Origin of the sequence: Variovorax sp. Sphag1AA (assembly GCF_014192575.1) — a bacterium.
Taxonomy (GTDB): Bacteria; Pseudomonadota; Gammaproteobacteria; order Burkholderiales; family Burkholderiaceae_C; genus Variovorax.
In genome coordinates this window covers 169,516-194,995 of sequence record NZ_JACHYC010000005.1, presented here as the reverse complement: position 1 = coordinate 194,995, position 25,480 = coordinate 169,516, and the positions used below count along the sequence as shown (strand labels likewise).

Below are 25,480 nucleotides of genomic sequence, written 5' to 3'. Positions count from 1 at the left end.
CGCAGATATCCAGAACGCCGCGGGCCTGAATACGCCCATCCGCCACCAGCTCTTCATCGACGGCCGCTTCGTCGATGCCGAATCGGGCGAAACGCTCGCCACGCTGAACCCGCACGACAACTCGACCATCGCGCAGGTCGCACTCGCCGGCAAGGCCGACGTCGACAAGGCGGTGGCCGCGGCGAAGCGTGCCTTCCCGGCCTGGAGCCGCATGGCGGCGGCGGACCGCGGGCGCATCCTGTTGAAGCTGGCCGACCTCATCGAAGCCAACGCTGAAGACCTTGCGCGGCTCGAATCGCTCGATACGGGGCATCCGGTGCGCGACTCACGCAAACTGGATGTGCCACGGACGGCCGCGTGCTTCCGCTACTTCGGCGGCATGGCTGACAAGTTCCAGGGCGAGACGATTCCGGTCGAGTCCGGCTTCCTGAACTACACGCTGCGCGAGCCGGTGGGCATCGTCGGGCAGGTGGTGCCGTGGAACTTCCCGCTGATGTTCACGAGCTGGAAGATGGGCCCCGCGCTTGCGGCCGGCAATTGCATCGTGATGAAGCCGGCCGAGATCACGCCGCTGACGTCGCTCCGGATCGTCGAGCTGATGTCCGAAGCCGGCATGCCGGATGGCGTGGTCAACATGGTGCCAGGGCTGGGCCACGTGGTGGGCCAGTACATCGCGGAGCACCCCGAGATCGCGAAGATCGCCTTCACCGGCAGCACGGCGACCGGCAAGCGTGTGGTGCAGGCAAGCGCGGGCAATCTGAAGAAGGTGCAGCTCGAACTCGGCGGCAAGGGGCCGAACATCGTGTTCGAGGATGCCTTCCTGCCTGCCGCGGTCAACGGCAGCGCCTGGGCGATCTTCCACAACCAGGGCCAGGCCTGCATCGCGGGATCGCGGCTGATGCTGCACGAGAAGATCGCCGACGAATTCCTCGACAAGTTCCTTCCGCTCGCGAAATCGATCCGCCTCGGCAATCCGCTCGATGACGCAACCGAGATGGGGCCGCTCACCAGTGCCCTGCACCAGGAGCGCGTGCTGAGCTACGTCGAAGTCGCGAAGGGCGACGGCGGTGAAGTGCTCGCCGGCGGCAAGGCGCCGGGCGGCGAGCTGCAACGCGGCTGCTATGTGGAGCCGACCATCGTGCGCGCCAAGTCGTACCGCGACCGCGTGGCGCAGGAAGAGGTCTTCGGCCCCTTTGTCACCGTGCTGACCTTCAAGAACGACGAGGAGGCAATGCAGATCGCCAACGGCACCGACTACGGCCTGGGCAGCGGCCTGTGGACCGCCAACCTGCCACGGGCCCATCGCTTCGCGCGCGACCTGCATGCCGGCATGGTGTGGATCAACAGCTACAAGCGCGTGAACCCCGGCTCGCCCTTCGGCGGCGTCGGCCAGAGCGGCTATGGGCGCGAGATGGGTTTCGATGCGATGCGCGAATACACGCAGGTGAAGAGCGTTTGGGTGAACATCGACGCACAGATTCCACCCCATTTCGTTCGTTGAAGGAAACCCATGCGCGACTTCGTCTACACCAGCCATCCGCAACGCGTCGTCTTCGGCGCGGGCTCGCTGCGCCATCTCTCCCGGGAAATCGATGCACTGGGCGCGAAGCGCGCGCTCGTGCTTTCGACGCCCGAGCAGCGGGGGCAGGCCGAGCGCGTGGCCGACATGCTGGGCGCGCATGCCGCAGGTGTTTTCGATCGCGCGGTGATGCATGTGCCGATCGAGACGGCGCGTGAAGCACGCGAGGTCGCGAGAAAGCTCGGAGCGGATTGCGCAGTGGCCATAGGCGGTGGCTCGACCACCGGCCTTGGCAAGGCGATCGCACTCGATTCGGGCCTGCCGATCCTCGCGATCCCGACCACCTATGCAGGCAGTGAGATGACGCCGATCTACGGCCTCACCGAAGCCGGCCTCAAGAAAACCGGCAAGGACCCGCGCGTGCTGCCGCGCACCGTGATCTACGACCCCGAACTCTCGCGCAGCCTGCCGGTGGGCCTGAGCGTGACCAGCGGCATCAACGCGATCGCGCACTCGGCCGAAGGGCTCTACGCGCAGGACAGCAACCCGGTGATGGACTTGATGGCACAGGAAGGCATCTCTGCGATTGCACGCGCTCTGCCAGCGATCCGGAAGCAGCCCGACGACATCGAGGCGCGCGCCGATGCGCTCTACGGCGCCTGGCTTTGCGGCACGGTGCTCGGCAGCGTGGGCATGGCGCTGCATCACAAGCTCTGCCACACGCTCGGCGGCAGCTTCAACCTGCCGCATGCCGAAGTGCATACCGTGGTGCTGCCGCATGCGATCGCCTTCAACGCCGAAGCGGCTCCGCGCGCGATGGACCGCATCGCCAAGGCGCTCGGCGCGGCATCCGCACCCGCCGGCCTGCAGGCACTGGCACGCGACAACGGCGCACCCGTGGCGCTCAAGGACATCGGCATGAAGGCCGAAGACCTCGACCGTGCCGCCGACATTGCCGTGAGCAACCCCTACTGGAACCCGCGGCCCTTCGGAGCCGCCGAGCGCGATGCGATCCGTGCGCTGCTGCAGCGCGCCTTCGACGGCGATCCGCCGCGCTGAATCCCCGCGATTTTTTGTGCAGGAAGAGAAAGAACAGAAAAGGAGACGACCATGACATTGAATCGCAGACAGTTCACCCAGGCCGCCGCCGCGCTGGCCGCCACCAGTGCCGTGCCGCACGCGTTCGCGGCGGACACGATCAAGATCGGCTACGTGTCGCCGCAGACCGGGCCGCTCGCGCCCTTCGGCGAGGCCGACAAGTGGGTCATCGACCAAATGAAGGCCGCGTTCAAGGACGGCATCCCGATCGGCGGCAAGAAGTACGCCGTGCAGATCGTGCTCAAGGACAGCCAGTCGAATCCGAACCGCGCGGGCGAGGTGGCGAACGACCTGATCCTCAAGGACAAGGTCGCGCTGGTGCTCACGGCAGGCACGCCCGAGACGGCCAATCCGGTGAGTGACGCCTGCGAGCTGAACGAGCTGCCGTGCATCTCCAGCGTGGTGCCGTGGCAGCCGTGGTTCTTCGGCCGCAAGGGCGATCCGGCGAAAGGCTTCAACTGGACGTACCACCTCTTCTGGGGGCTGGAGGACGTCATCATGAATTTCACCAACGGCTGGAAGACGGTGCCGACCAACAAGAAGGTCGGCGGCCTGTTCCCGAACGATGGCGACGGCAATGCCTGGGGCGACAAGGAGCTGGGCTTCCCGAAGCCGCTCTCGCAAATGGGCTTCACGCTCATCGACCCGGGCCGCTTCCAGAACGGCACGCAGGACTTCAGCGCGCAGATCGCAGCCTTCAAGAGCGGCGGCGTGGAGATAGTTACTGGCGTGGTGATTCCGCCCGATGCGAAGACCTTCCTCACGCAAGCCAGGCAGCAGGGCTTCCGGCCGAAGATCATCACGCTCGGCAAGGCGCTGCTCTTCCCGGGCGCGATCGAAGCGTTGGGCGACCTGGGCGATGGGCTTTCGACCGAAGTCTGGTGGAGTCCGTCGCATCCGTTCACTTCGAGCCTGACGAAGCAGACCGCGAAGTCGCTTTCCGAAGCCTACGAGGCCGGTACCAAGAAGCAGTGGACGCAACCGATCGGCTTCGCGCATGCGTTGTTCGAAGTGGCGGCCAGTTCGCTCTCGCGCGCCAAGTCGACGAAGGCCGCGGATGTACGCGACGCCGTGGCTGCGACCTCGCTCGACACCGTTGTCGGGCCGGTGAAGTGGGGCGGGCAGGGCCCGTTCAAGAACGTCAGCAAGACGCCGCTGGTGCTCGGGCAGTGGGGCAAGGGCAAGAAGTTCAAGTACGAGCTGACCATCGTGAGCAACGAGGCTGCGCCGAACATTCCGACCGGCGGCACGCTCCGTCCAATGCCTGCTTGAGAGCCGAGCGATGCCCCTTCTCGCACTTCATGCCGTCAGCAAGTCGTACGGCGCGCTCAAGGTCACTGACGACATCACGCTTGCGGTGAGCGAGGGCGAGACGCTGGGCATCCTCGGGCCGAACGGCGCGGGCAAGACCACACTGTTCAACCTGATCTCGGGCGACGCGCGCGTGGATGCGGGTCACGTCGAGTACGACGGCGTCGATGTCACCGCGCTCAAGCCGCACCAGCGTTGCCACGCCGGCATCGGCCGCAGCTACCAGGTGCCGCAGCCCTTCGGCAACATGAGCGTGTTCGAGAACCTCGTGACGGCTGCGTGCTTCGGCGCGCAGGAGGGTGAGCAGGAGGCATGGCAGACCGCGCATGAAGTGCTCGTGCAGACCGGGTTGATGGCGCATGCCAACAAGCCTGCGGGCGGGCTCACGCTGCTCGATCGCAAGCGGCTCGAACTCGCGCGTGCACTCGCGACGCGGCCCAAGCTGTTGTTGCTCGACGAGATCGCGGGCGGCCTCACAGAGCCTGAGGCAAAGCAACTCGTCGAGGAACTCAAGCAGATCAAGGCGCGCGGCGTGACCATGATCTGGATCGAGCATGTGGTGCACGCGTTGCTCTCGCTGGCCGACCGGCTCTTCGTCATCAACTTTGGCCAGAAGCTCGCGGAAGGCGAGCCGCACGCGGTGATGAACGACCCTGAAGTGCGGCGCGTCTACATGGGGGTGGAGGCATGACGGCATTGCTTTCCACGCAAGGGCTGAAGGCGTTCTACGGCGACGCGCAGGCGCTGTTCGGCGTCGACTTCTCGCTCTCGCAGGGCGAGGTGGTCGCGATCATCGGCGCGAACGGCGCGGGCAAGTCGACCTTGCTCAAGTGCCTCACGGGACTGGTGCGCGCACCGCGTGATGCGATTCAGTTCAAGGGTGAGGCGATCGGAAGTCTGCCGCCGGGTGAGATCGTGCGCCGGGGCCTCGCGATGGTGCCGGAAGGCCGGCGCCTCTTTCCGAGCCTGAGCGTCGAGGAGAACCTGCAGATCGGCGGACTCAGCGCACGCAAGGGGCCCTGGAACCTGAAGCGCGTCTACGAGCTGTTCCCGATTCTTGCCGAGAAGCGAAGCAATCCGGGCACCGCGCTTTCGGGTGGGCAGCAGCAGATGGTCGCGCTGGGCCGCGCGCTGATGAGCAACCCCGATGTGTTGTTGTGCGACGAACTCTCGCTGGGCCTCGCGCCCATCGTGATCCACGAGATCTATGCGGCGATGCCGACGCTGGTGCGCGAAGGCATGACGGTGGTGATCGTCGAGCAGGACGTGACGATGGCGCAGCGTGTGTCAAAGCGCATCTATTGCCTGCAGGAAGGCCGCGTGTCGCTGCAAGGGCGTTCCGATGCGCTCACGCGTGAGCAGATTTCGCAGGCCTATTTCGGCCTCTGAGCGGGGAGACATCCAGTGCTTGAAACCATCGTCCAGGGCGTGCTGCTCGGCGGCCTCTACACGCTGTTCGCGCTCGGGCAGTCGCTGATGTTCGGCGTCATGCGCCTCACCAACACCGCGCAGGGCGACTTCATCATCCTCGGCGCGTTCGCGGTGATCGCGGGCACGTCGCTGTTCGGCGATGCGCCACTGCTGATCTCGCTCGCGGTATTGCCAGTTGCCTTCGGCTTCGGCTATGTGCTGCAGCGCTATGTGCTCAACGGAACGCTGGGCAAGGATCCGCTGCCTTCGCTGGTCGTGACCTTCGGGTTGTCGATCGTCATTCAGAACCTGCTGCTGGAGCTGTTCTCCGCCGATCCTCGTTCGATCGAAACGGGTGGCCTCAACACGCAGGGGCTGCATCTGGGCGAGTCGCTGTCGGTGGGTGTGCTGCCGCTGATCGTCCTCGCGATCGCCCTCGTGGCAACAGGAGGACTTCAGTGGCTGTTCGCGAATACATCGCTCGGGCGTTCGTTCCGCGCCGTGTCGGACGACCGCGAGATCGCGGAGTTGATGGGCCTCAATGCGAAGAAGGTCTATGCGCTGGCCACTGCCATCGCCTTCGTGCTGATCGCCATCGCCGGTGCGCTGCAAGGCATGCGAACGACGGTGTCGCCTTCCGACGGGCCGCTGCTGCTGCTCTTCGCGTTCGAGGCCGTGATCATCGGCGGCATGGGCTCCTTCTGGGGCACGCTGGCCGGCGCAATGATCCTCGGCATCACGCAGCAGATCGGCTTTCGTCTCGACCCGGGTTGGGGCATCTGGGTCGGGCATCTCGTGTTCCTGCTGATCCTGGTCTTGAGACCGCAGGGGCTGTTCCCGAAAACGCGCTGAGCCATCCATGAAAGACGTGACTTCTTCCAAAGCCCCACGCGCGCTTCGCAACGTGCTGTTCATCATGTGCGACCAGCTGCGTGCGGACTATCTGTCGTGCTACGGCCATCCGCGCTTGCACACGCCGAATATCGATGCATTGGCAGCACGTGGCGTGCGCTTCGACCGCGCTTACGTGCAAGGCTCTGTGTGCGGCGCATCGCGCATGTCGACCTACACCGGCCGCTACGTCAGCACCCATGGCGCGATGTGGAACTTCGTGCCCCTGTCGGTCGGGCAGAAGACGCTCGGCGAACATCTTCGGCCGCACGGCGTGCGTTGTGCGCTGGTCGGCAAGACGCACGTGGAAGCCGATGTCGAAGGCGCGAAGCGGCTCGGCATCGACGTGACGCAGGGTGAAGGCCTCCTCGCAATGGAAGGCGGCTTCGAGCCTTACGCACGCGACGACGGCATCTGGCCGCCGGGCTTCAAGGTCAGCGGCAATGCCTACTGCGACTGGCTGCGCGAGCGCGGCTATGTGTCCGACAACCCATGGCACGACTTCGCGAATTCGGGCCGCGGGCCCAACGGCGAGATCCTGAGCGGCTGGCAGATGCGCTGGGCCGACAAGCCCGCCGCGATCGAGGAGCCGCACAGCGAAACGCCTTACACCACGGACCGCGCGATCGACTTCATGAGGGAAGCGGGCGACACGCCGTGGGTGCTGCACCTGTCGTACATCAAGCCGCACTGGCCCTATGTCGTTCCCGCGCCGTATCACGACATGTTCGGGCCCGACGATGTGCAGCCGGCAGTTCGCAGCGATGCAGAGCGCGAGGGCGCGCATCCGGTGCTCGAAGGTTTCCGTCGCGACACAGCGAGCGAGAGTTTCAGCCGCGACGAAGTGCGCCGCACCGTGATCCCGACCTACATGGGGCTCGTGAAGCAGGTCGACGACCAGCTCGGACGCCTGTTCGCGTTCATGCACGAGCAGGGCATCGATCGGGAGACGCTGGTGATCTTCACGAGCGATCACGGTGACTATCTGGGCGATCACTGGCTCGGCGAGAAGGAGCTGTTCCACGAGCCGATCGTGCGCGTGCCGTTGATCGTTTCTGATCCGCGCGTGGAGGCCGACGCTACACGCGGCACCGCCAGCGATGCGCTGGTGGAGTGCATCGACATCGTGCCGACGGTGCTCGAATCGCTGGGCATCGAGCGCCCTTCGCAGTGGCTCGAAGGAGCCTCGCTGCTGCCTCTGGTCCACGCGCACGAGGGGGCATCCGGCAAGGAGTTCGTCGTCTGCGAGAACAGCTACGCCTTCCGCGATACGGTGCGTCTACCGATCGGGCAGCCCGTGGAGCGCTGCCACATGACGATGCTGCGCGACAGGCGCTGGAAGTTCGTGCACTTCGAAGATTTGCCGCCGATGCTCTTCGACCTCGAGAACGATCCGCAGGAACTGGTCGATCTCGGACGCGACCCCGCGCATGCGGCGGTGCGTGAACAGATGCTCGCGCGGCTCTTTGCCTGGCTGCGGGCGCGCCACCGCTTTCCCACCATCGCGCCGGCCGCGATCGCGGCCTGGAACAGGCGCGAGCGAGACGCCGGCATTCTCATCGGCGCCTGGTGAGCGCTGCCAAAAGACAGACACAACGGAGACTTCATGCGATTCATTGCCAGAACCCTGACCGCCGCGCTCGCCGGTGCCGCGATGCTGCCGCTCGGCGCCGCGGCCGCCGATGGCGCATGGCCGACCAAGCCGGTGCGCCTCGTGGTCGCCTTTCCGGCCGGCGCGCCGGGTGACATCATTTCGCGCCTCATCCAGCCGAGCCTGCAGAAGGCGCTCGGCCAGCCGGTGGTGGTCGACAACAAGCCCGGTGCGGGCGGCAACATCGGCATGCAGGAAGTGCTGCGGACCAACGATTCGCATACTGTGCTCGTGGGCCCGGACACGATGTTCACGATCAACCCCTACCTCTACAAGAAGCTGGCGTTCAAGCCGATGGAGGACTTCGTGCCGGTGACGCAGCTTGCGAGCTTCAGTCAGGAACTGGTGTGCCATCCCTCCGTCGGCGTGAAGACCTTGCCGGAGCTGCTCGCGGTCGCGAAGAAGGCACCGATGAGCTATGCCTCGGGCGGCCCGGGCGTGCCGGGCCACATGGCGATGGAGATGCTGCTTTCGACCACCGGCGCGAACATGCAGCACGTGGCCTACCGCGGTCCTGGCCCGGCGATGCAGGATGTGCTCGGCGGTTCGGTGCCTTGCGGCTTCCTCGCATCGCCTGTGGTGGGCCCGTTGATCAAGGACGGCAAGCTGGTGCCGATCGTCGTGTCGGGCTCGAAGCGACTCGCGAGCCAGCCGTCGGTGCCCACGGCCGCCGAGGCCGGCGCCAAGGGTTACGAAGCGACCTTCGCTGAAATGATGGCGATGCCGCGCTCGACGCCGCCAGCGGTGATCGATCGACTGCAGGCCGAAGTGGCCAAGGCGATGGCGGCGCCCGAGGTGCGCGAGCGCCTTGCCATCCTCGATCTCGACCCGCTCGCGAATACGTCGAAGGAAGCGTCGCAACGCCTGCGCGCCGAGAGCGATCGCTGGGGCAAGGTGGCCGAGCGCATCAACCTGCAACTGGATTGAGCACGCCATGACGCCGTCGCTTCCGTTCGCAGTCGAGCGCGCCACGCCGATGAGCCGTGTGGCGGGCGTGGGTGGGCTCGTGCTCGCGTTGCTTGCCGCAAGCCTGCCGTTCTGGGGCGAATCGAGCTGGATGCGCGAGTTCGTCGAGATCGCCTGCTACTTCATCTTCGCGATGATGTGGAACCTGCTCGCGGGCTATGGCGGCATGGTGAGCATCGGGCAGCAGGCCTTCTTCGGGTTCGGCGGGTACGTGATGCTGATGCTCGGCAACTTCGTCGGGCTCAATCCCTTCGTTGCCATTCCGCTCGGCGCGCTTGCGGCGGGGCTGATCGCGGTGCCGGTGTCATTCGTGGCGTTCCGGCTTTCGGGCGGGTACTTTGCGATCGGCACCTGGGTGATCGCCGAAGTGTTCAGGCTCAGCTTCGCCAACGTGTCGGCAGTGGGTGGTGGCTCGGGCACGACGCTGACGGCGCTTCGCGGCATCGAGCGCGCGACGCGCGAAAGCGTCACCTACTGGATGGCGCTGGCTTGCGTCGTCGCGGCGATTGCGCTGGTCTATCTCTTCCTGCGCAGCAAGCGTGGGCTGGCGCTGCTAGCGATCCGCGACAACGAAGTCGCCGCTGAATCGCAAGGCATCCCCGTCGCGCGGATGAAGCTCGCGGTGTACGTGGTCGCTGCTTTTGGCGCGGGGCTCGCGGGTGCGCTCTATTTCGTCGGCAACCTGCGCATCAGCCCCGATGCGGCCTTCAGCGTCAACTGGACCGCGTTCGCGATCTTCATGGTGGTGATCGGCGGCATCGGTCGCATCGAAGGGCCGATCGTCGGTGCGGTCATCTTCTGGGCGCTCAACAAGTTCCTGAGCGACTACGGCACCTGGTATCTGCTGGGGCTGGGTCTGCTCGCGATCGTGACCACCATCTTCTTCAAGCAGGGGCTGTGGGGATTCGCGCAGCAGCGTTGGGGCTGGTCACTCTTCCCGACGCAGCGGCGGCTGGTGTTGCGCGATGCTGCAACGCCCAGGCGCGCGATTCCGGCGGCTCCGTCATCCCACGCATCCAACCTGGAGTTTCACGCTCATGCGAAACATCAATGAAGACACCATCACGCCCGCCGTGCTCGCGCGGATGGCGGATTGCCCGAATCCGCGCCTGAAGGAGATCATGTCGGCGCTGGTCCGCCACATGCACGACTTTGCGCGCGAGGTGAAACTGACCGAGGCCGAATGGGCGGCGGGCATCGACTTCTTGACCGCCACAGGCCAGAAGTGCACCGACAAGCGGCAGGAGTTCATCCTGCTGTCGGACACGCTGGGGCTGTCGATGCTCACGGTGGCCATGAACCATGCGAAGAGCCCGCAGGCGACCGAGGCGACGGTGTTCGGACCTTTCCATGTCCCCGGTGCGCCGACGCTCGCATTGGGCGACGACATCTCGGGCGGTGCCAAGGGCGATCCGCTCTTCGTCAACGCGACGGTGCGTGGGCGCGACGGCGAGCCTGTCGCCAATGCTCAGGTCGACGTGTGGGAAGCCGATGCCGAAGGCTTCTACGACGTGCAGCGCGCGGACCTCGACCGGCCCCAGGGGCGCGCGGTGTTTCGCACCGATGCGGAAGGGCGGCTGTGGTTCCGGGGCGTGATGCCCGTCGCATACCCGATCCCGACCGATGGCCCTGTGGGCACGATGCTGAAGGCCACCAAGCGGCACCCGTGGCGACCCGCGCATGTGCATTTCATGATCCAGGCGCCGGGCTACGAGACGCTGATCACGCACGTGTTTCGCGGCGACGATCAGTACCTCGACAGCGATGCGGTGTTCGGCGTCCGTAACTCGCTGATCGGCAATTTCGAATCTCATCCTGACGGCGTTGCTCCGGACGGGAGCGTGCAGGCAAGACCTTTCCACACGCTGGCCTTCGATTTCGTGCTGGAGCCAAGCCCGAACTGAGTCGACGCCTTGTTGGCGGGTCGCCATAATCGCCCGCATGCAGGAATCGCATTTGCCCACCGCTTCGAACGAGGTGCTGCCACCGCACGCGCCGTTGCACGACTATTACGGCGACGAAGCCGATCACCAGCGGTTCCTGCGCCGCATCTTCGACGACACAGCGCCCGACTACGACCGCATCGAGCGCGTGCTCGCGATGGGGTCGGGCCCGTGGTATCGGCGCTCGGCGCTGCAGCGCGCCGGATTGGCCAAGGGCGCCGAAGTGCTGGACGTCGGCATCGGCACGGGGCTGGTGGCACGCGAGGCAGTCAAGCTGATCGGTCCGCAAGGCCGGCTCGTCGGCGTCGACCCGAGCCCCGGCATGATGGGCGAGGTGTCGCTCCCCGGCGTTGAACTGGTGCAAGGCCGCGCGGAAGCGATTCCGCGGCCCGACGCGAGCTGCGACTTCGTCAGCATGGGCTATGCGCTGCGGCACATCTCCGACGTGCACGCGGCGTTCGCAGAGTTCTTCCGTGTGTTGCGTCCGGGCGGTCGCCTGCTGGTGCTCGAAATCACCAAGCCGGCAGGTCGTGTCGGCACCGCGGTGCTCAAGGCCTACATGCGCAGCGTGGTGCCTGTGATCGCAAAGGTGGTGGCGCATCGCCACGACACGGCCGAACTCTGGCGCTACTACTGGGACACCATCGAGGCGTGCATCGTCCCGAACCTGGTGCTTGCGGCACTGCGCGAAGCGGGCTTCGAGCAGGTGAGCCGCCATACCGAGCTCGGGATCTTCTCGGAGTACACGGCGGTCAAGCCGGGCTGAAGCTCAGCGAATCGCCACGGTCGTCGGTCGATCGACCGGCGCGAGCGACAGAAGCTCCGCGCGACGCGGGATCGAGGCTTGCGCACCGGCGCGCGTCACGCATAGTGCTGCGGCCTGGATGCCGAGCGCGATGCCGACATCCATCGATTCACCTCTCGCGAGTGCGGCGCACAGGGCACCGATGAAAGTGTCGCCCGCGGCGGTGGTGTCGACGGCATTCACTTTTAGCGCGGCGAAGTGACGGCAGCCTGTGGCGTCGCAGGCGACGACGCCTTCGCTGCCCATGGTGAGGATCACCCGCGGTGGTCCGCGACGATGCAGTGCCTCGGCGGCGCGCGCGGCGCTGGTGATGTCATCGATGGCGAAGCCGCAGAGCAGCGCGGCCTCCGTCTCGTTCAGCACCAGCATGTCGAGCAGGCCCCACATCGCGTCCGGGAGGGGCTGGGCGGGCGCTGGATTCAGCACCACGGTGCAGCCCTTCGAATGAGCAAGCGTCGCGGCGTCCAGCACGGCGTCCATCGGCACTTCGAGTTGCAACAGGAGCAGGCGCGCGCTGCGCAGGTCGTCCTGCAGGCGCGCGATGTCCTCATCACTCGCGAAGGCATTGGCGCCTGGAATGAGCGAGATGCGGTTCTGCGCGCTGTCGTCGACCATGATGAGTGCCACGCCGGTCGAGTCGGGCGCCGTCGCGACGTGACGCGTCTCGATGGCGTCCGCTTCGAGCGATGTCCTGAGCGCAAGCCCGAAAGCGTCTTCGCCCACGCGCCCGACCATTGCAACTCGGGCACCTTGCCGCGCACATGCGACGGCCTGGTTCGCACCCTTGCCGCCCGGGTTGGTCATGAAGCTGTGCGCCTGCAGCGTTTCGCCCGCATCGGGAACGCGAGGGACGCGCACGACGAGGTCCATGTTGAGGCTGCCAAAGACTGCGATGTCTGTCATGGCTGGAGATATTGCCTCACTCGGGGCGTCGAAAAAACGAACTATTTGGACTGACTTGCACGGCACGGAGGGCTGACGTAACGTCCTGTAACTCGATTTTTGACCCTCTCCGTAGTCATGCTCACCAAACGCCGCCTCCTGCAAGCCCTTGCCGCAACGCTCTGCACTTCGAGCGCATGGGCCCAGGACGCCGCGCGTGCGCGCAATGCCCGACCGTCATCGGCGCCATCGAATTCGTGGCCGACCAAGCCGGTGCGGTTGCTCGTGGGATTCCCGGCCGGTGCTTCGCCGGACCTCGCGGCCCGCGCAATCTCGGAGCCACTTTCGAAGCTGCTGGGTCAGCCCGTGATCGTCGAGAACCGTCCGGGCGCGAGCGGCAATCTCGCGGCCGATCAAGTCGCGAAGGCGCAGGACGACCACACCATCGGTGCGCTGATCAACGGCAATCTCACGATCGCGAAGCTGCTCAACCCGCACACGCCGTTCGATCCCGAGAAGGATTTTTCGCCGGTGAGCCTGATCGGTACCGCGCCGCTGGTGCTTGCAGTGTCGGGGGACGCGGTGGGCGCCAATCCTGAAGAGCTGCTCCTCTGGGCCCGCAATCTCGGCGATTCGGGGAAGTACGGCACGCCAGGCGTCGGCACCGTCGGCCATCTGGGCATGGAGCTACTGAAGACCCGCACAAGCATTCGCGCGGTGCATGTGCCGTTCACCGGCAACCCCCAGGTCATCGAGGCGATGCTCGCGGGCAAGATCCAGTTGGCGCTGCTGCCGCCGGGCCTGGCCAAGCCGCATGTGAAGTCGGGCAAGCTCAAGGCTGTGGGCGTGACTTCGCCGGAACGCAGTCCGCTCTTCGCCGAGTTGCCGACGCTGCGCGATGCCAATGTGCGTGGCGCCGATCTCGAAATCTGGACGGCGATCGCCGCGCCTGCGAGCCTGCCGCAGACGGCAGTCGCCAGGCTCAATGCCGCGCTTGTGGAGGTCGTCCACTCCGCCGAAGTCCAGCAGCGCCTGCTCTCCGCCGGCTGGCAGGCGAACGCAGGCACGCCGCAATCATTGGCCTATCGCATGCGCAGTGATACCACCCAACTCGGCGGCGTGATCCTGATGCGAGGCATCCACTCCGACGCCTGACCGGCGCCGCTACAGCAGGCGCGAGATCGTCCGCGCCGAATCAAGCAGCGCGGGCAGCATCGTCTCCTGCATCACCTTCGCGCTCGTTCGGTTGGCCTGCCCGCTGATGTTGAGTGCCGCCACTGCACGCCCGGCGCGGTCGACGATGGGTGCGGCGATGGAGACCAACCCTTCTTCGAGCTCCTGGTTGACCAGGCACCAGCCGTGCCGACGCGCCTGCATCACCTTGGCGAAGAGGGCATCGAGGTCGGTCACCGTGTGCTTGGTGAAGGCCTCTCGTGGCGAAACCGACAGCCTCTCGCGGATCTCGTCGTCTTCCAGATCGGCGAGCAGCAGCCGACCCATCGAGGTGCAGTAGGCCGGCAGGCGCGAACCCACGCCGAGGCTGATGCGCATGATCTTGTGTGTCGGCACCCGCAGCACGTAGACGATGTCGGTTGCGTCGAGCACTGCGGCCGAACACGATTCCCGCACCTGCTGTACCAGCGCTTCCATGACGGGCTCGGCGCGGTCCCAGATCGGCATCGACGAGAGATAGGCAAACCCCAGGTCGAGGATGCGTGGCGTGAGGCTGAAGAGCTTTCCGTCCGACGCGACGTAGCCCAGCGTCTGCAGCGTGAGCAGGATGCGCCGCGCGCCCGCGCGCGTGAGACCGCTTGCGGCGGCGACTTCGCTGAGCGTCTGGCGTGGAGCGGTCGCGCTGAAGGAGCGAATCACCTGCAGACCGCGCGCAAATGATTGCACGTAGCTGTCGCCGGGCGCGGGTGCAACGTGATGTTTCTTGTGGGTTGCCATAGGGGATGAGCTTGCCTAGAATTCATTGTAAGAACAACTGTTCGTATAGCGAACAAAATATCGAACGTAGCGGCGAGAAATTCTTCAGGCTCGGCGCGTTCGAGTTCTCAATCGGCTCTCTTCCCTTCCCGGAGACAGATTTCATGATCAACAAGATCGCACATTCGATCGCCGATGCCATGTCTGGCATCCAGGATGGAGCCACGGTGCTGATCGGAGGTTTCGGCACCGCCGGCATCCCCGGTGAACTCATCGACGGCCTGATCGAGCAGGGCGCCAAGGACCTCACCGTCGTCAACAACAACGCGGGTAATGGCGACGCCGGGCTGGCCGCGCTTCTCAAGGCGGGGCGCGTGCGCAAGATCATCTGCAGCTTTCCGCGTCAGGCCGACAGCTACGTCTTTGACGAGCTCTACCGCACGGGCAAGCTCGAGCTCGAACTCGTGCCGCAAGGCAACCTCGCCGAGCGCATCCGCGCGGCCGGCGCTGGCATCGGCGCATTCTTTTGCCCGACCGGCTTCGGCACGCAACTCGCAGGCGACCGCGAGACGCGCGAGATCAACGGCAAGCAGTACGTGCTCGAGTACCCGATTCGTGGCGACGTCGCGCTCATCAAAGCCGAACGAGGCGATCGCTGGGGAAATCTCACCTATCGCAAGGCCGCGCGCAACTTCGGTCCCGTGATGGCGATGGCTTCGAATCGCACGATCGCCACCGTGCACGAGATCGCCGAGCTCGGCGAAATGGATCCGGAGACCATCGTCACGCCCGGCATCTTCGTCCACAAGATCGTCAAAATCGATCGCGTCGCCACCGTGGCGGGCGGCTTCAAGCAGGCAGCATGATCATGGCAACCTACACCCGCCGCACCAAGGACCAACTCGCCGCCCGCGTCGCGCAGGACATCTTCGACGGCGCAGTCGTCAACCTTGGCATCGGCCAGCCCACACTCGTTGCCAACCATCTGCCCGCTGGGCGAGAAGTCATCCTGCACAGCGAGAACGGCATCCTCGGCATGGGCCCCGCACCCGCCGAAGGCTCGGAGGACTACGACCTCATCAACGCCGGCAAGCAGCCCGTGACGCTGCTGCCGGGCGGTGCTTTCTTCCACCATGCTGACAGCTTCGCGATGATGCGCGGCGGCCATCTCGACATCTGCGTGCTCGGCGCGTTCCAGGTGTCGGTCACCGGCGACCTCGCCAACTGGAGCACCGGCGAAGAGGGTGCGATTCCCGCCGTCGGCGGCGCCATGGACCTGGCCATCGGCGCCAAGCAGACGTGGGTCATGATGGATCTGCTCACCAAGAAGGGTGAAAGCAAGATCGTCGAGAAATGCACCTATCCCCTGACCGGCATCGGTTGCGTGAAGCGGGTGTACTCCGATCTCGCAACCATCGAATGCACGCCTTCGGGCCTGAAGCTGATCGACAAGGTCGACGGCCTCGAGCATGCCGAACTCGAAAGGCTGGTCGGCTTGCCGATCGCCGTTTGATCCGAATCACTGAACCGACCTGAGAGAGAGACACACCATGACCAAAGAAGCCTTCATCTGCGACGCCATCCGCACGCCTTTCGGCCGCTACGGCGGCTCGCTGTCGAGCGTTCGCGCCGACGACCTCGCTGCCCTGCCGATCAAGGCGCTCATGGAGCGCAACAAGAACGTCGATTGGCAAGCCGTCGCCGACGTGCTCTACGGCTGCGCAAACCAGGCCGGCGAAGACAACCGCAACGTGGCGCGCATGGCCGGCCTGCTCGCGGGCCTGCCGATCGAAGTTGGCGGTGGCACCATCAACCGCCTCTGCGGTTCGGGCCTCGATGCAGTCGGCACGGCCGCGCGCGCCATCAAGGCGGGCGAAGCCGGTCTGATGATCGCCGGCGGCGTCGAAAGCATGAGCCGCGCGCCCTTCGTGATGCCCAAGGCCGAGAGCGCGTTCAGCCGCAACAACGCCGTGTACGACACCACCATCGGCTGGCGCTTCGTCAACAAGCTGATGAAGGCGCAGTACGGTGTCGACTCGATGCCCGAAACGGCCGAGAACGTCGCGACCGACTACAAGATCGAGCGTGAAGCGCAGGACCGCATGGCCCTGGCCTCGCAGCAGCGCGCAGTCGCCGCGCAGAAGTCGGGCTTCTTCGATGCCGAGATCGTGCCGGTGAGCGTCGCTCAGAAGAAGGGCGATCCGATCATCGTCTCCAAGGATGAGCATCCGCGCGACACGAGCCTCGAGGCACTCGCCAAGCTCAAGGGCGTGGTCCGCCCCGACGGCACGGTGACGGCTGGCAACGCCAGCGGCGTGAACGATGGTGCCTGCGCGCTGCTGCTGGCCGATGAAGCGACCGCCGCGAAGAACGGCCTCACGCCGCGCGCCCGCGTGATTGGGATGGCGACCGCCGGCGTTGCGCCGCGCATCATGGGCATCGGCCCGGCGCCCGCGACGCAGAAGGTGCTCGCGCAAACGGGCCTCAAGCTCGACCAGATCGATGTAATCGAACTCAACGAAGCTTTCGCCGCACAAGGTCTGGCGGTGCTGCGTCTGCTGGGTCTCAAGGACGACGATGCGCGCGTCAACATCAACGGTGGCGCGATTGCGCTCGGCCACCCGTTGGGCGCCAGCGGTGCACGTCTTGCGACCACCGCGATCAACCAGCTGCACAAGGGCGGCGGCCGCTATGCGCTGTGCACGATGTGCATCGGCGTCGGCCAAGGCATCGCCGTCATCCTGGAGCGCGTCTGATGTTGCGTTGCACTCGCCGTGCGCTCGTGGTGAGCGTGGCGGCATCTCTGGGCTTGCCTGCATGGGCGCAGTCGTCACTGCAAGGCAAGCTGATCCGCATCGTCGTGCCGTTTACCCCGGGTGGCGGCAACGACGTGTTCGCGCGTCAGATGGCCAAGAGCCTCGGCCAGTTGCGCAACCAGAGCGTGGTGGTCGAGAACAAGCCCGGCGCCGGCGGCAATCTCGGCACTGAATACGTGGTGCGAAGCGCGCCCGACGGCGCGACCCTGCTGCTGGGCCATTCGGGCACGGTGTCGATCAACCCGGCGCTCTACAGCCAGCTCAAGTACGACACGCAGAAGGACCTCGTGCCCGTCGCGATGTTCGCGTCGTCGGCCTTGCTGCTTGTGGTCCCTGCGAGTTCGCCGATCAAGACGGTCGCGGATCTGGTAGCTGCCGCCAAGTCGAACCCCGGCAAGATCAACTTCGCATCGAGCGGCAGCGGCACCGGCGGGCATCTCACGGGCGAGATGTTCGGGCAGAGGAGCGGCGTCAAGCTCAGCCACATCCCCTACAAGGGAACCGCGCCGGCATTGACCGACCTGGCCGGCGAACAGGTGCAGCTGATGTTCAGCGTCATCCCGCCTGCGCTCGCGCTGGTCAAGAGCGGTCGCCTGCGCGCCGTCGCAGTTACCGGAAGCAAGCGGTGGCCGTCACTGCCCGATGTGCCGACGGTCGCCGAGTCCGGTGTCCAGGGGCTTGGCGGGTTCGAGAGCACACTGACATACGGCATCCTCGCGCCGCGCGGCACGCCCGATGCCGTCGTGACGGAGCTGTCGGGGCAGATGCTCAAGATCGCAGCCACCGAGGAGTTCCAGTCGCGTCTCGGCGTCGAAGGTGCGGTGCCGCTTCTGGGCGGCAGCGCGGACTACGCGGCGTTGATCCGCAGGGAGAGCGCCCAATGGGCCGAGATCATCAAGGTCTCCGGCGCCACTGTGGAGTGAGCTTCAATCTTCTTCCCCCGCGGCGCCGGTCCACACCAGCGTCGCGGCGGCGAGGTCCTCGAGCGCGCTGCCGACGGCCTTGAAGACCGTGCGCTCTGATTGAGACATCCTCCCGGGGCTGTCGCCTCGACAGAGTTGCGCGAGCGTCGCCTGGATCTCCTCTGGTGCGAGCGTCTTCGCGGCGAATGCGTCGAGCAAGTCGCCGGCCTTGGTCGGCGCTTCTTCCGTATCGACGAAGACCCTTGCGTTCGCAAAGCAGGAAGGGTCCGCTTCCTTCATCGCCGGCGTGAAGCTGCCGATCAGGTCGAGATGCGATCCCGGCGCGAGCCATTCGCCGCGAACCAGCGGCGCGGTCGCGAGCGTCGCGCAGCTCACGATGTCGGCGGCGCGCACGGCAGCCGCAAGATCGTCGACCGCCTCGGCATCCCAACCTGCTTGACGCCATTCGGCGGCTAGCGCACGGGCACCCTCGGGCCGATGGTTCCAGACATGCACCTTGTCGATCGGGCGGGTGCTCGCATGTGCAGCGGGCAGCAGGCGCGCCACGCGGCCAGTGCCGAGGACCAGCAATGTGCGGGCGTCCTCCCGCGCAAGAAAGGATGCGCCCAGTGCCGACGCGGCTGCCGTGCGATGGGCGGTGATCTCATTGCCATCCATCTGTGCCAGCGGCACGCCGGTGCGGGCGTCATACAGGACATAGGTCGCGTGCAGGCCGGGCAGCCCGAGTGCGCCATTGCCGGGAAAGATATTGATGGTCTTGATGCCGAGGAAGCCGGCTTCGCTCCACGCCGGCATGATCAGCACGGTACCGTGCGCACCGCCGCTTTCGATCGAATGCACGTGGCGCTTGGGCACCGACGCATTGCCCGCGAATGCCTCGCGCAGCGCGGGTACAAGCCGGTCGAAGGCAAGGTGGGAGCGGGTCCGCTGGGCATCGAAGATCTTCATGAGTGGAGAATGTAGCCTTCGCGCTTCCCCCGCGCCGCTTGGCCGGCCGTCGTCATCTTGAGCCTCCCCGTCATCACCGATCCGCATTTCTATGCGGTTGCCATCCCTGCCGTGCTGCTGCTCGGCGTCAGCAAGAGCGGCTTCGGCGCCGGGTTCGGATCGCTCGCCGTTCCGCTCATGGCGCTGGCAGTCACCGTGCCGCAGGCGGCCGCGATCCTCATGCCGGTGCTGCTGCTCATGGACCTGCTGGGGCTTGCTGCGTTCCGGCGCGATTTCGACAAGCGACTGCTGTGGTTCCTCATTCCGTGCGGGTTGGTCGGCACGCTGATCGGCACCTTGCTCTTCAAGGCGCTGCCCGCGCACACGGTCGCGGGCATCGTCGGGGTGTTCACACTGGTCTTCCTCGTGCAGCGGCTGGTGTTCCCGCCGAAGTCGAACGCGTCCCCGCCATCGAAGACCACCGGCGCGGTGCTGACCACGATCAGCGGCTTTACCAGCTTCATCGCGCATGCCGGTGGCCCACCGGTGACCGCGTATGTCATCCCGCTTCGCCTGTCGCCTTTGGCCTACACCGCCACGATGGCGTATTTCTTCTTTGTCGTGAACCTCAGCAAGTGGGTGCCGTATGCGTGGCTCGGCCTGCTCGACTGGCGCAACCTCGCGACCTCGCTGGTGCTGCTTCCGATCGCGCCGTTGGGCGTGTGGGTGGGCATTCGCATCGCGCGCCGCATCGATGCCAAGTGGTTCTACCGGTTCGTCTACCTCGGCATGCTGCTGACCGGACTCAAGCTCACCTGGGACGGCTTCATCGCTTGATCGCTCAACGATGTAATGCAAATCTCTACGATTGTCGCGATGTCTGCCAATCGGCAGAATTTCGGTATGTCTGCCCCGTCGACAACGCCCGCCAACCTCGATGACGATGAGCTCCAGAGCCTCGCGTCGGAGTGGCGTCTTCGCGCAATGCGGGGAGATCAGCTTGCGCATCGCATGGCGCAGGCGCTCGAGGCGGAACAACGGCGCCGAATCCGCGACACCGGCCTTCAGACGCTGCCGCCCGCCGCATCCTCGATGTATTCGCGCAAAAGGCCCTGGTGGAAGTTCTGGTGAGCAAGATTGATTTCGGCATTGGGCTGGCGCTCCTCAGCCTCTTCGGCGCCACATTCCTCTCGAATCTCCTGGCCTATCTTCGCGACAGGTCGCGAGAGGTCGATCCGATCACGCGTGAAGCCCGCGAACTGCTGATGCGCGAGAGTGCGGCACCGGTGCCCGACAGCCCGACCTTGTCTGCAGCGCACTGGGCGCGCCTGGAATCCATGCAGCCGAACTGGCGCAAGGCCGCGATGCAGACAGCGCGCAGGCGCTACGACGATGCGCGCTCCGCGTACGCCCGTCATGATTTCAACGGGGAGCTCTACTACCCCAATCCCGCACTCGTCGCCAACGCCGCGCACGAACTGCTGCGGATGACCGAGCGCTTCTAGCGCCCAGCCCCTAGGACGGCAGATAGACCTTCTGCAGCAGGCGGATCAGCGTCTCGCGCTCGCGCGCCGTGAGCCGCGCGCTGGCATCGGCTTCGAGCTGCGTCACGGTCCGCTCCGCCTCGCGGATCAACTCCTCGCCGGCCGGCGTGAGATGCAGGCCGATGGCGCGTCCGTCATGCGGATGCGGACGCCGCTCGATCAGGCCCCGGCTGTCCATCGCCGCGATCAGGCTCACGAGGTTGGGCGGCAGGATGTCGAGGGTGGAGCAAAGCTGCCGTGAGGTCGCGCCCGGGTTGTGGGCGAGCAGCGACAGCACCGAGAAATCCACCTGCTTGAGCCCGTAGACGGCCATGCGTTCGGCGAATACCTGGCTCACCACGAGCCAGGCTCTGCGCGCGTTGTAGCCGACGAATGTCTCTAGCACACGGGTATCCAGATGATCGGACCGTGGGACCTGTGCATGGGCGACGGGCGTGGTTTTCTTGCGGGGTGCTGGCATGGATGCGAGCGTAACTGCCTTCCGGGCGCTTGCGGGCGTTTTCCGGGGCAGCTCAGGCGGTGGCCGGCACGGTCACCGCCTCGCAGGCACGCTTAACGATGCCGAGCCGCATCTCGAATTCAGGCAGGACCCAGCGCCGGAAGGCGGCGGCCGGTGCGGCCCAGCGGGCGTCGCCGGGCGCGGCGTGCTCCAGCCTCGCCCAGGCCCATGCCATGAACGCCAGCATCACCACGCGCAGATAGTCGTCGGCCACCTCGTAGGCCAGCCTGGGGTCCTGGTGCGACGCCATGGCGATCGTCGTCGTGAGATAGCGCAACTGCGCCAGCCGCCGCTGCACGTCGGCATCGATCTCGCGCGAAGCGTCGAGCTCGTCACGCAACTCGATCAGCACGCCCGACATGCCAGCACCGCCGTCGGCGAGCACCTTGCGCACCAGCAGGTCGATCGCCTGGATCTCGTTGGTGCCCTCGTAGATCATGGTCACGCGCGAATCGCGCACCACCTGCTCGATGCCCCACTCGCGCACATAGCCGTGGCCTCCGAAGACCTGCAGGCATTCGCTCGCGCCCGTGAAAGCCTGCTGTGTGCACGCGGCCTTGATGACCGGCGTGACGAGCGCGCACCAGCGCTGCGCCCGTTCGCGCGCCCTGGCATCTTCGTCGTGGCGCGCAATGTCGAGCTGCACGGCAGTCCGGTAGGCGATGGCGCGCGAGCCGTCGATCCAGGCGCGCTGCGTATCGAGGATGCGGCGGATGGCTGGATGCTCCGCCACGAGGTCGGCTGCTTCGGCGCCGCGGCTTGCAGGCGTCGGTCCGGGCGCCCGCATCTGGCGTCGTTCGTGCGCATAGGCATCCGCCTTCTGCCAGGCCGCGTCGAGCAGGCCGATGCCCTGCAGCGCGACGTGCAGGCGCGCTGAGTTCATCATCACGAACATCGCAGCGAGCCCGCGGTTCGGCTCGCCGATGAGCCAGCCCGTCGCATCGTCGAAGCGCATCACGCAGGTCGAGCTGCCGTGCAGGCCCATCTTTTCTTCGATGCGCTCGCAATGCACTGCGTTGCGCGAACCGTCGGGCAGCACCTTCGGCACCAGAACCAGCGACAGGCCCTTGGGGCCAGCAGGTGCGTCCGGCAGCCGGCACAGCACGAGATGGACGATGTTGTCGCTCAGGTCGTGCTCTCCGCCGGAGATGAAGATCTTGCCGCCGGAGACGCGGAAGCTGCCGTCGGCTTGCGCAACCGCACGCGTGCGCACCTGGCCGAGATCGCTGCCCGCGTGCGCCTCGGTGAGGCACATCGTCGCGAGCCATTCGCCGGTGGCGATCTTCGAGAGATAGCGCTGCTTGAGCTCATCGCTGCCGTGATGCCGGATGCACTCGTAGGCGCCATGGAGCAGCCCCGGCGCCATGGTCAGGCCATGGTTCGCTGCGCTGAGCCATTCGTAGAGAACCGCTTCGAGCACCGAAGGCAGGCCCTGGCCGCCATCTTCGGTCGCGGCCGAGAGCGCAGGCCATCCGCCATCGACGAAGGCCCGGTAGGCATCGCGAAACCCCGGGGGCGTGATGACCGCGCCATCGACCAGCCGGCATCCGATCTCGTCGCCGTCACGGTTGATCGGCGCGATGACTTCGCCGACGAACTTGCCTGCCTCTTCGAGCACCTGGCTTTGCAGTGCCTCGTCGTAGTCGGCAAAGGCGGGCAGGGCACGCAGGCGGGGCACGGTGCCGAGCACCGCATTCAGGATGAAGCCCACGTCTTCGGGGCGAGGTTGGTAGTTCATGGCAAAGACTTCAAGGCGTGCGCGCGCGGCAGGCGAAGCTCGCGGCGGATTCCGCGTCGCCGCCGCTGTAGACCGCGACTTGCGGATAGGGGCACAAAGGGCGTGTGCGTTGCGGCGACCAGTTGGCCGGCACCTCGGTGTTGACCTGCAATGCGCCCGGTCCGCGCGCCGCGGCGATCACGCGCTCGGGCGCCTGACCTTGCTCGACCCAGTTCACCAGCGCGGTGAGCATGTCGAACCGGTCGGTGGCCGGGCCACCCGAGCAGTGGTTCATGCCCGGCACGGGGAAGTAGCGCGCGAAGGACGATGCGTCGCCGCCATTCGCGGTTTGCAGCCGCGCGTACCAGTCCGCGGTGTCGTCGGATGAGAACACGGGGTCGCTCGTGCCGTGGTAGACGATCATCTTCGCGCCGCGATCACGCAGCCTGGAAAGGTTCGACGCATCGGGAGGGGACATGAAGGACATCGCCGATTCGCGGTAGATGCCGCTCGTCGCGTCGATCAGCGGAGCATCCTTGTCCATGTCGAAGCCCAGTGCGAAGGGCAATCCGCCGGGGCGGTCCGAGAGCGGCAGCGTGGTGAAGATGAATTGGACGGCGCCCGCATCGCGCGTCGGCGGGCTCACGAACTTCCATTCGCGCCAGTTGCTGCCGTTGACACCCGAATCGAACGGGAAGCTGTTGTAGATCGGCTTGCCGGCGCTGTTGCGCGCACCGGCGAAGACATTGCCGAGGGCGGTCTTCTGCTGCGACGTGAGGCACTGGCCGTCGCGCGCGCCGGTGCAGGTCGGCACGTCGGTGTCGAGGTGGAAGCGCGTCTGGCAGGCTTTCACGTCGGAGACGATGCCGTCGGCGAGCCCGTCGAGTGCATCGCAGCGCGCGAGCACGCGATCGGCGACCAGCTTCATCTCCGCGGGCGTGAAGGCGCTCTGCAGGTCGGGCTGGCCCGCCGCGGTTGTGGTGCTCGCGACCTTGGCGTATTGCTGCGCGCCGTAGAGCTGCGCCACTGCGGCACGCGGCAGGTTGTAGCCGGGGTCGCCGGCCAGCACGCCGTCGTATTGGTCGGGTGTGCGCGCCGCCGCGACCATCGCGTGCCGCCCGCCGTTGGAGCAGCCGACGATGTACGACCGATCGGGCCCTCGCCCATAGGCCTGCGTGATGAGGTTCTTCGCCATCGGCGTGAGCTGCGCCACTGCGTTGTAGCCGTAGTCGAGCCGCGCCTGCGGGTCGATGCCGAAGCGCGGACCGAGCGACCCTGCATGGCCCGCATCGGAGCTGATGACCGCGAAGCCCATCTGCAGTGCGGTCGTCGTCGGACCACCACCGCCGATGCCGCCCATCGCCGGGATCACGACGCCATCGAGACCACCGTTGGCCTGATAGAAGAAGCGGCCGTTCCATGCGAGCGGAAGGCGCATCTCGAAGCCGATGGCGTAGCGATTGCCATCGACGGGGCTCGTGCGTTCGTTCATCTGGCCTTGCACGAGGCAGTGCGCCGGCACCGGGACGCTCGCGTTGCCGACCGTGACGGAGCCTGCTGCAACCGACGAAATCTGCGTATAGACCGTGCCCGGCACCGCGGCCTTGCTCGCGAGGTCACCGCAGGACAGCAGTGCACCGGGCCGTGCGGCACCGAGCTTGGGTGGCGAGCCACTGGGCTGCCCCGTGCCTGCGCATGCGGCGAGCAGAGCCGCACCACCCAATGCAAGTACCCATCGCCCATGCGGGAGCACCCGCGGAACCGGCTTCGCCGGGCCGCAGGGGTGCGCCCCCTTGAGGGGGTGCAGAGCCACACGAAGTGGGCGAGGCTGGGGGTGGTTCATTTCTTCTTGGCACCCAGGTACGTATCGATCACGCGCGAATCGCTGGCGAGCTGGCGGGCTTCGCCTTCGACGCTCACGCTGCCCATCTCGAGCACGTAGCCGTGATCGGCCACCTCGAGCGCCGCACGTGCGTTCTGCTCCACGAGCAGGATCGTCACGCCGGTCTGGCGCAGCGCGCTCACGGTGCGGAAGATCTCCTGCACCACCAGCGGCGCGAGCCCGAGGCTGGGTTCGTCGAGCATCAGCAGCGATGGCCGCGACATCAGCGCGCGGCCCACCGCGAGCATCTGCCGCTCGCCGCCCGAGAGCGTGCCCGCGAGCTGCGTGCGGCGTTCCTTGAGGCGCGGAAAGATCGTGTAGACCTCGTCGATGCGTTCGCGCCACTGGCGGTTGCCGAGGCGCACCTGGCGGAAGCCGCCAAGCACGAGGTTGTCTTCCACCGGCATCGTGCCGAACAGCTCACGCTTCTCGGGAACCAGTGCAATGCCGAGCATCACCCGCTCTTCGAGCGACAGGCCATCGATCGGCTGGCCGCGGAACTCGATCACGCCCTTGGAAGGCAACACGCCCATCAGCGCATTGAGCAGCGTGGACTTGCCCGCGCCATTGGGGCCGATCACGGTCACGACGCTGCCCTGGCCGGCTTCGAGGTCGATGCCATGCAGCACCTCGGCGCGGCCGTACCCGGCGCGAAGGTTTCGGATTCTCAAGAGAGGAGTCATCAGTGCTCCGCCGGAAGTGTGGAAAAAGCCATGCGCGCTGGGAGCCAGGAACCCCGCGGAACCGGCTTTGCCGGGCCGCTGGGG

26 protein-coding genes are annotated in these 25,480 nt (G+C 66.3%); 19 read left to right on the top strand and 7 right to left on the bottom strand.

Annotated features, from left to right (window positions below; translation table 11 throughout):
- The first annotated feature begins 37 nt into the window (after nucleotides 1–37).
- From FHW64_RS20410 to FHW64_RS20360, 11 genes are read left to right on the top strand one after another with little or no spacing between them, the layout of a single operon-like run.
- The gene (locus FHW64_RS20410; RefSeq protein ID WP_184530438.1) at nucleotides 38–1,501 is read left to right on the top strand and encodes an aldehyde dehydrogenase family protein; all 1,464 of its coding nucleotides are present in this window, start codon (nucleotides 38–40) and stop codon (nucleotides 1,499–1,501) included.
- A 9-nt stretch (nucleotides 1,502–1,510) separates the two neighbouring features.
- Entirely contained in the window at nucleotides 1,511–2,578 is a 1,068-nt protein-coding gene (locus FHW64_RS20405; protein WP_184529584.1) for a maleylacetate reductase, read from the top strand.
- 51 nt (nucleotides 2,579–2,629) lie between these two features.
- Nucleotides 2,630–3,889: an ABC transporter substrate-binding protein gene (locus FHW64_RS20400; protein WP_184529581.1), complete on the top strand. Its 1,260-nt coding sequence runs from the start codon at nucleotides 2,630–2,632 to the stop codon at nucleotides 3,887–3,889.
- Nucleotides 3,890–3,899: 10 nt separating this feature from the next.
- Complete coding sequence (locus FHW64_RS20395) at nucleotides 3,900–4,619, top strand: ABC transporter ATP-binding protein (protein WP_184529579.1); 720 nt, start codon at nucleotides 3,900–3,902, stop codon at nucleotides 4,617–4,619.
- Nucleotides 4,616–5,317, top strand: a complete 702-nt coding sequence (locus FHW64_RS20390; RefSeq protein ID WP_184529577.1) for an ABC transporter ATP-binding protein — start codon at nucleotides 4,616–4,618, stop codon at nucleotides 5,315–5,317. The genes FHW64_RS20395 and FHW64_RS20390 overlap by 4 nt, the downstream gene beginning before the upstream one ends.
- 15 nt (nucleotides 5,318–5,332) lie before the next feature.
- Nucleotides 5,333–6,190, top strand: coding sequence for a branched-chain amino acid ABC transporter permease (locus tag FHW64_RS20385; RefSeq protein ID WP_184529575.1), 858 nt, complete (start codon nucleotides 5,333–5,335; stop codon nucleotides 6,188–6,190).
- A gap of 7 nt (nucleotides 6,191–6,197) precedes the next feature.
- On the top strand, nucleotides 6,198–7,802 hold the full coding sequence (locus FHW64_RS20380; RefSeq protein WP_184529573.1) for an alkaline phosphatase family protein: 1,605 nt from the start codon (nucleotides 6,198–6,200) through the stop codon (nucleotides 7,800–7,802).
- Between the two features lie 33 nt (nucleotides 7,803–7,835).
- Nucleotides 7,836–8,807: a tripartite tricarboxylate transporter substrate binding protein gene (locus FHW64_RS20375; RefSeq protein WP_184529571.1), complete on the top strand. Its 972-nt coding sequence runs from the start codon at nucleotides 7,836–7,838 to the stop codon at nucleotides 8,805–8,807.
- Between the two features lie 7 nt (nucleotides 8,808–8,814).
- Nucleotides 8,815–9,900, top strand: a complete 1,086-nt coding sequence (locus FHW64_RS20370) for a branched-chain amino acid ABC transporter permease (protein WP_184529569.1) — start codon at nucleotides 8,815–8,817, stop codon at nucleotides 9,898–9,900.
- Nucleotides 9,884–10,750, top strand: coding sequence for an intradiol ring-cleavage dioxygenase (locus FHW64_RS20365; RefSeq protein WP_184529567.1), 867 nt, complete (start codon nucleotides 9,884–9,886; stop codon nucleotides 10,748–10,750). Before FHW64_RS20370 ends, FHW64_RS20365 begins: the two co-directional genes overlap by 17 nt.
- A gap of 52 nt (nucleotides 10,751–10,802) precedes the next feature.
- Nucleotides 10,803–11,555, top strand: coding sequence for a class I SAM-dependent methyltransferase (locus tag FHW64_RS20360; RefSeq protein ID WP_260305819.1), 753 nt, complete (start codon nucleotides 10,803–10,805; stop codon nucleotides 11,553–11,555).
- 3 nt (nucleotides 11,556–11,558) lie between these two features.
- On the opposite strand, the gene rbsK is transcribed toward FHW64_RS20360, so the two are convergent.
- Nucleotides 11,559–12,497, bottom strand: coding sequence for a ribokinase (gene rbsK / locus FHW64_RS20355; RefSeq protein ID WP_184529563.1), 939 nt, complete (start codon nucleotides 12,495–12,497; stop codon nucleotides 11,559–11,561).
- A 117-nt stretch (nucleotides 12,498–12,614) separates the two neighbouring features.
- Between rbsK and FHW64_RS20350 the strand changes: the two genes are divergently transcribed.
- Nucleotides 12,615–13,631 carry a tripartite tricarboxylate transporter substrate binding protein gene (locus FHW64_RS20350; RefSeq protein ID WP_184529561.1) on the top strand — a complete coding sequence of 339 codons (1,017 nt, stop codon included), beginning with the start codon at nucleotides 12,615–12,617 and terminating at the stop codon, nucleotides 13,629–13,631.
- A 9-nt stretch (nucleotides 13,632–13,640) separates the two neighbouring features.
- Here FHW64_RS20350 and FHW64_RS20345 read toward each other — a convergent pair whose 3' ends face one another.
- On the bottom strand, nucleotides 13,641–14,426 hold the full coding sequence (locus tag FHW64_RS20345; RefSeq protein WP_184529559.1) for an IclR family transcriptional regulator C-terminal domain-containing protein: 786 nt from the start codon (nucleotides 14,424–14,426) through the stop codon (nucleotides 13,641–13,643).
- A 143-nt stretch (nucleotides 14,427–14,569) separates the two neighbouring features.
- On the opposite strand from FHW64_RS20345, the gene FHW64_RS20340 reads away from it, so the two are divergent.
- Genes FHW64_RS20340 through FHW64_RS20325 form a run of 4 tightly spaced genes read left to right on the top strand, consistent with a single transcriptional unit; the run spans nucleotide 14,570 to nucleotide 18,144 of the window.
- Nucleotides 14,570–15,271, top strand: a complete 702-nt coding sequence (locus FHW64_RS20340) for a 3-oxoacid CoA-transferase subunit A (RefSeq protein WP_184529557.1) — start codon at nucleotides 14,570–14,572, stop codon at nucleotides 15,269–15,271.
- Nucleotides 15,268–15,918 carry a 3-oxoacid CoA-transferase subunit B gene (locus FHW64_RS20335; RefSeq protein WP_184529555.1) on the top strand — a complete coding sequence of 217 codons (651 nt, stop codon included), beginning with the start codon at nucleotides 15,268–15,270 and terminating at the stop codon, nucleotides 15,916–15,918. Before FHW64_RS20340 ends, FHW64_RS20335 begins: the two co-directional genes overlap by 4 nt.
- A 37-nt stretch (nucleotides 15,919–15,955) precedes the next feature.
- Nucleotides 15,956–17,161 (top strand): 3-oxoadipyl-CoA thiolase, encoded by a 1,206-nt coding sequence (pcaF, locus tag FHW64_RS20330; protein WP_184529553.1) that lies wholly within the window; start codon nucleotides 15,956–15,958, stop codon nucleotides 17,159–17,161.
- Complete coding sequence (locus FHW64_RS20325) at nucleotides 17,161–18,144, top strand: tripartite tricarboxylate transporter substrate binding protein (protein WP_184529551.1); 984 nt, start codon at nucleotides 17,161–17,163, stop codon at nucleotides 18,142–18,144. Before pcaF ends, FHW64_RS20325 begins: the two co-directional genes overlap by 1 nt.
- A 3-nt stretch (nucleotides 18,145–18,147) precedes the next feature.
- On the opposite strand, the gene FHW64_RS20320 is transcribed toward FHW64_RS20325, so the two are convergent.
- The gene (locus FHW64_RS20320; RefSeq protein WP_184529549.1) at nucleotides 18,148–19,092 is read right to left on the bottom strand and encodes an ornithine cyclodeaminase family protein; all 945 of its coding nucleotides are present in this window, start codon (nucleotides 19,090–19,092) and stop codon (nucleotides 18,148–18,150) included.
- Nucleotides 19,093–19,149: 57 nt separating this feature from the next.
- Between FHW64_RS20320 and FHW64_RS20315 the strand changes: the two genes are divergently transcribed.
- The 3 genes from FHW64_RS20315 to FHW64_RS20305 all read left to right on the top strand — a co-directional run bounded on the left by FHW64_RS20315 (nucleotide 19,150) and on the right by FHW64_RS20305 (nucleotide 20,576).
- Nucleotides 19,150–19,908, top strand: coding sequence for a sulfite exporter TauE/SafE family protein (locus FHW64_RS20315; RefSeq protein ID WP_184529547.1), 759 nt, complete (start codon nucleotides 19,150–19,152; stop codon nucleotides 19,906–19,908).
- A 66-nt stretch (nucleotides 19,909–19,974) separates the two neighbouring features.
- Nucleotides 19,975–20,202, top strand: coding sequence for a hypothetical protein (locus FHW64_RS20310; RefSeq protein ID WP_184529545.1), 228 nt, complete (start codon nucleotides 19,975–19,977; stop codon nucleotides 20,200–20,202).
- On the top strand, nucleotides 20,199–20,576 hold the full coding sequence (locus FHW64_RS20305) for a hypothetical protein (protein WP_184529544.1): 378 nt from the start codon (nucleotides 20,199–20,201) through the stop codon (nucleotides 20,574–20,576). Before FHW64_RS20310 ends, FHW64_RS20305 begins: the two co-directional genes overlap by 4 nt.
- Before the next feature lie 10 nt (nucleotides 20,577–20,586).
- On the opposite strand, the gene FHW64_RS20300 is transcribed toward FHW64_RS20305, so the two are convergent.
- The 4 genes from FHW64_RS20300 to FHW64_RS20285 are packed head-to-tail and all read right to left on the bottom strand — an operon-like array spanning nucleotide 20,587 to nucleotide 25,396.
- Complete coding sequence (locus FHW64_RS20300; RefSeq protein WP_184529542.1) at nucleotides 20,587–21,075, bottom strand: MarR family winged helix-turn-helix transcriptional regulator; 489 nt, start codon at nucleotides 21,073–21,075, stop codon at nucleotides 20,587–20,589.
- Between the two features lie 52 nt (nucleotides 21,076–21,127).
- Nucleotides 21,128–22,852 carry an acyl-CoA dehydrogenase family protein gene (locus tag FHW64_RS20295; protein WP_184529539.1) on the bottom strand — a complete coding sequence of 575 codons (1,725 nt, stop codon included), beginning with the start codon at nucleotides 22,850–22,852 and terminating at the stop codon, nucleotides 21,128–21,130.
- A 10-nt stretch (nucleotides 22,853–22,862) separates the two neighbouring features.
- The gene (locus FHW64_RS20290) at nucleotides 22,863–24,674 is read right to left on the bottom strand and encodes a tannase/feruloyl esterase family alpha/beta hydrolase (RefSeq protein WP_184529537.1); all 1,812 of its coding nucleotides are present in this window, start codon (nucleotides 24,672–24,674) and stop codon (nucleotides 22,863–22,865) included.
- Nucleotides 24,671–25,396: an ABC transporter ATP-binding protein gene (locus tag FHW64_RS20285; protein WP_409350636.1), complete on the bottom strand. Its 726-nt coding sequence runs from the start codon at nucleotides 25,394–25,396 to the stop codon at nucleotides 24,671–24,673. The genes FHW64_RS20290 and FHW64_RS20285 overlap by 4 nt, the downstream gene beginning before the upstream one ends.
- Between the last annotated feature and the right edge of the window lie 84 nt (nucleotides 25,397–25,480).